At 67.7% G+C, this 5,850-nt stretch carries 5 protein-coding genes; 2 read left to right on the top strand and 3 right to left on the bottom strand.

What is annotated here, in order from left to right; all coding sequences use genetic code 11:
- A partial coding sequence (locus E1261_RS42670; protein WP_132415703.1) for a polynucleotide kinase-phosphatase occupies positions 1 to 2,193 on the bottom strand: 2,193 nt, incomplete at its 3' end.
- A gap of 112 nt (positions 2,194 to 2,305) precedes the next feature.
- Positions 2,306 to 3,712 (bottom strand): 3' terminal RNA ribose 2'-O-methyltransferase Hen1, encoded by a 1,407-nt coding sequence (locus tag E1261_RS42675; protein WP_132415705.1) that lies wholly within the window; start codon positions 3,710 to 3,712, stop codon positions 2,306 to 2,308.
- A gap of 237 nt (positions 3,713 to 3,949) precedes the next feature.
- Between E1261_RS42675 and E1261_RS42680 the strand changes: the two genes are divergently transcribed.
- A complete protein-coding gene (locus E1261_RS42680; protein WP_132415707.1) occupies positions 3,950 to 4,261 on the top strand; it encodes a hypothetical protein in 312 nt (103 codons plus the stop codon).
- A 27-nt stretch (positions 4,262 to 4,288) separates the two neighbouring features.
- On the opposite strand, the gene folE is transcribed toward E1261_RS42680, so the two are convergent.
- Positions 4,289 to 4,900, bottom strand: a complete 612-nt coding sequence (gene folE, locus E1261_RS42685) for a GTP cyclohydrolase I FolE (protein ID WP_132415709.1) — start codon at positions 4,898 to 4,900, stop codon at positions 4,289 to 4,291.
- Positions 4,901 to 4,975: 75 nt separating this feature from the next.
- Here folE and E1261_RS42690 point away from each other — a divergent pair, with 75 nt between their 5' ends.
- Entirely contained in the window at positions 4,976 to 5,626 is a 651-nt protein-coding gene (locus tag E1261_RS42690) for a helix-turn-helix transcriptional regulator (protein WP_132415711.1), read from the top strand.
- Positions 5,627 to 5,850: the final 224 nt, after the last annotated feature.

Genomic DNA, 5,850 nt, shown 5'->3' on the forward strand with positions numbered 1-5,850 from the left:
CTCCTCCCACCACGCCACACCCTCATCCCACGTCGACTCCGAAACGAACAGCCGACGGGTCGGTGTGACCACCTCGGGGCCTGCGGCAACCATCCGGTCCGCGATCCCCAGGTGCCAGGCGTGCGGTCGTTCCTGGTACGTCGCTCCCTCCGTGGCCAGCACCTGGAACGGGGCGAGCCGAACGCCGTCGAGCCCCGCGGTCGGCCAGCAGTACCGCCGATAGGCCTCGGTGAACCGGGCCGCGTTGACAGCACGCTGCTCCATCGTGGCGAGCAGGTCACCAACATCCAGACCGGCGGCAACCGCCGACGACAGCGCAGCGGTTGCTGCGGGCAACGACGTACGGGCGGCGGCACCGACTGCGGCGTACTGGTTCCGAAGCAGGTCCTCGGCCTTCGCGCTCCACGGCAGCAGCTCCGCGTCCAGCAGCAGCCACGACGTGTCCAGCTCCTCGAACAGGCCCGCTGAAGCAGCGACCACGCGCAGGCGGGCCAGCAGCTCGTCGGTCAGCGAAGGGTCGAAGAACGAGCGGCCGGTGCGCGTGTGGATCGCGCCGCGGCCGGCCAGCCCGAACCGCTTGAAGGCCACATCGTCATCCCGCGTCAGCAGCACGACCGCCCGCGAGCCCATGTGCTTCTCCTCGCACACCAGCTCGGTGACGCCCTGCCCGCGATACGTCTCGAACGCCTGCAGCGGATGCTCGAGCAGACCCGGCAGCGGAGACGTCGTAACCGGGCTCATCGTCGGCGGCAGATACAGCAGGAACCGCGGATCGATCGCGAACCGGCTCATCACCTCCAGCGCCGCGCCCGCCTGCTCGGCACGGACACTCAGCCGACCGTGCGACGCCGTCTCAATCACACGCCGCCCGGTGACGTCGGTCAGCTCCAACACATCGGGTTCACGCGAAGGGGCCGATGCCACATGCAACGGTTTCGCCGGAGCGTAGTACTCCTTCGCTGCCTGCACCTGGACCAGCTCGCGCTCCGGATACCGCAGCGCGGTCAGCGATCCACCGAAAACACATCCCGTATCCAGGCAGATCGTGTTGTTGATCCACTCCGGCTCCGGGGTCGGCGTGTGCCCGTAAACGACAGTCGCGCGACCGCGGTACTCGTTCGCCCACGGATACCGCACCGGCAGTCCGAACTCATCGGTCTCCCCCGTCGTTTCGCCGTACAGACAGAAGGAACGGACCCGACCCGAGGCACGACCATGCATGCGCTCGACCAGACCGGCATGCGACACGACCAGCTTGCCACCGTCGAAGACGTAGTGCGAGATCAGCCCGTCGATGAACGTCGCAACCTCGGCCCGGAACTCGGCCGGCTCGTCCTCGAGCTGGGCCAGCGTGGTCTCCAGACCGTGGCTGACCTTGACGTTGCGGCCTTGCAGCGCACGCAGCAGCTTGTCCTCGTGGTTCCCGGGCACACAATAAGCGTTGCCAGCAGCAACCATTCCCATCACCAGCCGCAGGACACCGGGACTGTCCGGACCGCGGTCGACCAGGTCGCCGACGAAGACCGCCCGCCGCGTCGGGTGCGAAGCATCCACCAGCCGCCCCGAGGCATCACGAGTCAGCGTGTACCCGAGATCAGTCAGCAGCTGCTGGAGCTCAGGGAGACAGCCATGGATATCACCGACGATGTCGAAGGGACCGGTAACATCGGTCAGGTCGTTGAAGAGCCGAGTCCGTTCGATGCTGACGGCATCGATCTCCTCGACACTGCTGAGCACGTGAACCTTCCGGAAGCCTTCGCGCTTCAGACTCCGCAGCCCGCGCTTCAGCTGACCGAGCTGCCGAGTCACCACCTGCGCGCCGAACTGCCGGTCAGGCCGCTGCTCGTTACGCTCCACCGCCACCCGCTCCGGCGGGTCGAGCACGATCGCCACCGGCAGTACGTCGTACTCCCGCGCCAGCGCGACGAGCTCCCGCCGCGCCTCCGGCTGCACGTTGGTCGCGTCGATCACGGTCAGCCGACCGGCCGCAAGTCGCTTACCTGCAATGAAATGCAGCACCTCGAACGCGTCCTTGGTCGCCGCCTGATCGTTCTCGTCATCCGAGACCAACCCACGACAGAAGTCGCTCGAGATCACCTCGGTCGCCTTGAAGTGCTTCCGCGCAAAAGTGGACTTACCCGATCCGCTCACACCGACCAGGACAATCAGAGAAAGTGCCGGTACGTCGATCATGCGGCCCCCTTTCTGGACTGAGGAGCGCAGGGAGCGCAGCGACTGGAGCGACGAGGGAAGAAAGGGAACCAGGCCGCAGGATCCGCCGCGCGGAGCGTGGCATTCAATACAGTCATGCGGCCACCTCGGTACGACGGAAGAGGGCGAGCTGCGTCGGCGGACCGACCTCGGGGTCCTCCGGGCCGACCGGACGGAACTCGACCGCATACCCGTATCGACCGGCCACCTCGCCGGCCCACGTCTGGAACTCGGACCGCGTCCACTCGAACCGGTGATCCGGGTGCCGGAACTCACCCGCCGGCAGAGATTCGAAGCGCACGTTGTACTCACTGTTCGGGGTGGTCACGACGACCGCGGCCGGACGCGCGGCCTTGAAGACAGAGTGCGACAACGCAGGCAGCCGCGGTGGGTCGACGTGCTCGATGACCTCCATCAGCACGGCCGCATCGAGGCCGGCCAGCCGCTCGTCGGAGTACGTCACCGAGGACTGCAGGAACCGCAGCCGGTCCCGCTGCCGGTCGGGCAGGTCGTCGTAATGCAGCCGCCGCTTCGCCGAGATCAACGCGCGCGCCGAGACATCGGTCCCGATCAGTTCGCCGATCATCGGGTCCTTCAGCAGCTCCCCCACGAGAGCGCCCTCACCACACCCGAGATCCACGATCCGCCGCGCACCGAGCTCACGCAGTACGGCGGCCACCGTCGTACGGCGCTCGACCGCCAACGACACGGGTCCCTCGGACTCAGGCGCCTCGTCGGCCACCTCGACACCGTCGGCCTCGGCCAGCCGCTCCAGTGCGTCATCGGACAGATAACGCCGGTGCGCGAGGTAGCGGTGCGAGATCAGATCCTTCTCCGGATGCGTGCCCAGCCACCCGGCACCGGCCCGGACCAGCTTGTCGACCTCATCCGAGCCCACCCAATAGTGCTTCGCGTCGTCCAGCACTGGGAGCATCACATACAAGTGATTGAGCGCATCGGCCAGCCGCAGAACGCCGGTCAGCCGCAGATCGACGTACCGGGAATCACCCCACTCCGGGATCTCCGGGTCGAGCGGCACCGGGCGCGCGTCGACGGTCCAGCCGAGCGGCGCGAACATCCGCTCGGCGAGCTCGGTCCCACCACGGCAGGGCAGCGCCGGCACGTGAATCTCCAGCGGGATCGGGGCGGCGGCGAGCTCGGGACGGGCGTCGCAGCGGCCGATCATCGCGGTCCGGAAGAACTTGCTGAGCGCGACCGCGAGCAGGCTGGAGGCGGCGTACGGGCGGTCGTTCACGTACTGGCCGAGGGTGAAACCTTCGGCCGATTTCCCGCGGCCGGCCCGCACCAGCGCGATCGGGTCGATCTCGAGCAGGACAGCCGCCGTACAGCGCTCGTCAGTTGCTTCCGGGTAGAAGACATGCGCTGTCCCACCGGTGATATCGGTCCGCTGCGGTCGTCCGGGGTTCTTGTGCAACAGGAACCCGAAATCACTCGCGGGCAGGTCGAATCCGGTCAGGTCGGTGGTCAGCGTCAGGAGCACTGCGCCATTCGATCATGTCGGGCGTTCAAACCCTTTGTTCTTTTATCGATCGGAGGTTGAGACACGCCTGGCAATCTCTGGCGTGTCGAGGGTTTTGGTTCTAGCTTGTTTGGCAGAACAGAGTCGCTACAGATCGTTCTTCCCCGCTGACACTCGGTACTTGTCCCCGGTTTGTGGCGAGCGCCCAACCGCGCCCGGAGCGCACGTCGGCCCGGGCTCACCACGGGGAAAGGACCAATGAAACCCCAGACCTTCGAACTCCTGCGCTATTCCGACATCAGCGGGGTCTCCGGGACCGGCATCGTCGCCGAGGGCTGTGTCTTCACCGACGGTTCGGTGGCACTGCGCTGGCACGGCGCCAACCCGTCCACGGCCGTCTGGCCGGATCTCGACTCCATCCTCGCCGTCCACGGCCACTGCGGCGCCACCGTCGTGCGCTGGCTGGACGTCTCCGAGATGGAAACGGTCCCCGGCACCGACCTGCTGCCCGGCGAGGTGGCGCACATCCTCGCCACCGGGCGGCACACGCACAAGGCGGTCTCCGCCTGACCTGAAGAGCTTCGGCTGGCCGCCGGACTACGGGGTGAGGCCGGTCAGCGCGAAGAACTCCTGGCGGGAGCTCGGCTTGTCCCGCAGGACACCGTGCAGTGCCGACGTGACGGTCCGCGAACCGACCGCGCGCACTCCACGCAGCGACATGCACTGGTGCTCGGCCTCGATCACGACTCCGACGCCCTGCGGCGCCAGATGATCCTGGAGCCAGTCGGCGACCTGCTTGGTCAGCCGCTCCTGCACCTGAAGATCGCGCGCGAACAGCTCGACCACGCGGGCCAGCTTGGACAGCCCGAGGATCCGGTCGCCCGGCAGGTACCCGACGTGCGCCACGCCCTGGAACGGCAGCAGGTGGTGCTCGCACAGCGACTGCACGGGGATGTCCTTGGCGAGCACGAGCTCGTCGTAGCCTTCGTCGTTCGGGAAGGTCGTCAGCGCGAACTCGCGCGGTGTCAGCATCTCGGCGTACGCGTTCGCCACCCGGCGCGGAGTGTCAGCCAGGTGTGAGCTGTGTGGGTCGCGGCCGAGCGCCTTCAGCAGGTCGGCCACCGCACGCTCCGCTGCGGGCAGGTCGATTTCAGCCCGGCTCGCCACGATATGGAGGGGCACGGCTTCAAGATCGGCGGAAATCGCCATCTGCACACTCCCTGAGAGTTCAACGAAGAGACATCATACTGTTTCACCAACCGATGTTGTCGATAGAATCATCCCGTGGACAACCACTGGAAGGCCGTCGCCGTACTCGAGGAGCCCACCCGGCGCCGCCTCTACGAGTACGTCGTCGCCCAGGCCGCCCCGGTCAGCCGCGACGACGCCGCCGCCGCGCTCGGCCTCCCGCGCACCACCGCGGCCTTCCACCTCGACCGCCTCACCGACGAGGGCCTACTCGCCTTCTGCTTCGAGCGCCGTACCGGCCGGACCGGCCCTGGCGCCGGCCGCCCCGCCAAGCTCTACCACCGCTCCGACACCGAGATCGAGATCAGCCTCCCTGAACGCCAGTACGCCGTCGCCGGCCAACTGCTCGCCGCCGCCATCGAGGCCGCGGAGTCCACCGGGGGATCCCCGCGGGCCGCCCTCGACCGCCTGGCCCGCGAGTACGGCGAATCGCTCGGCGAATCCGGTCAGCCCCTCCTCGCGATCCTCGAACGCAACGGCTTCGAACCCCACCCCGACGGCGCCGACATAGCCCTCGCCAACTGCCCCTTCCGCCGCCTGGCCGCCAACCACACCCAACTCGTCTGCCACATGAACCTCAACCTCCTAGCCGGCCTCACCGCCAGCACCAACAGCCCCCTCCAAGCCCGCCTAACCCCAACCCCCAACCACTGCTGCGTCCGCCTGGTCGCCACCACCAGCCCCTAACGTCCGAAAGAACCGCAGGCCAGGTTCTCCGGATCGTCGGACGTCAACTTGCCCCGGCCACGGTCGGCCCCGGTTCACGGAGTCCGGCGGCCGCTCCGAGCCTGTAGCGAAATGGCGTTTTGCCGGCCGGGGCATCGAATCTGTCGGGCTGGTCGGGCTGGGTGGCCCCGGGGTCAGGTTGCTGGGTGGAGGGTGTGGTTGTGGAGTTTGAGGAGGTTGACCAC

Source organism: Kribbella albertanoniae (assembly GCF_004348455.1).
GTDB lineage: Bacteria > Actinomycetota > Actinomycetes > Propionibacteriales > Kribbellaceae > Kribbella > Kribbella albertanoniae.

Excerpts from the sequence above, each read along its gene's own strand:
- E1261_RS42680 (WP_132415707.1), top strand. The coding sequence starts at position 3,950 with ATGAAACCCCAGACCTTCGAACTCCTGCGCTATTCCGACATCAGCGGG.
- folE (WP_132415709.1), bottom strand. The coding sequence starts at position 4,900 with ATGGCGATTTCCGCCGATCTTGAAGCCGTGCCCCTCCATATCGTGGCG.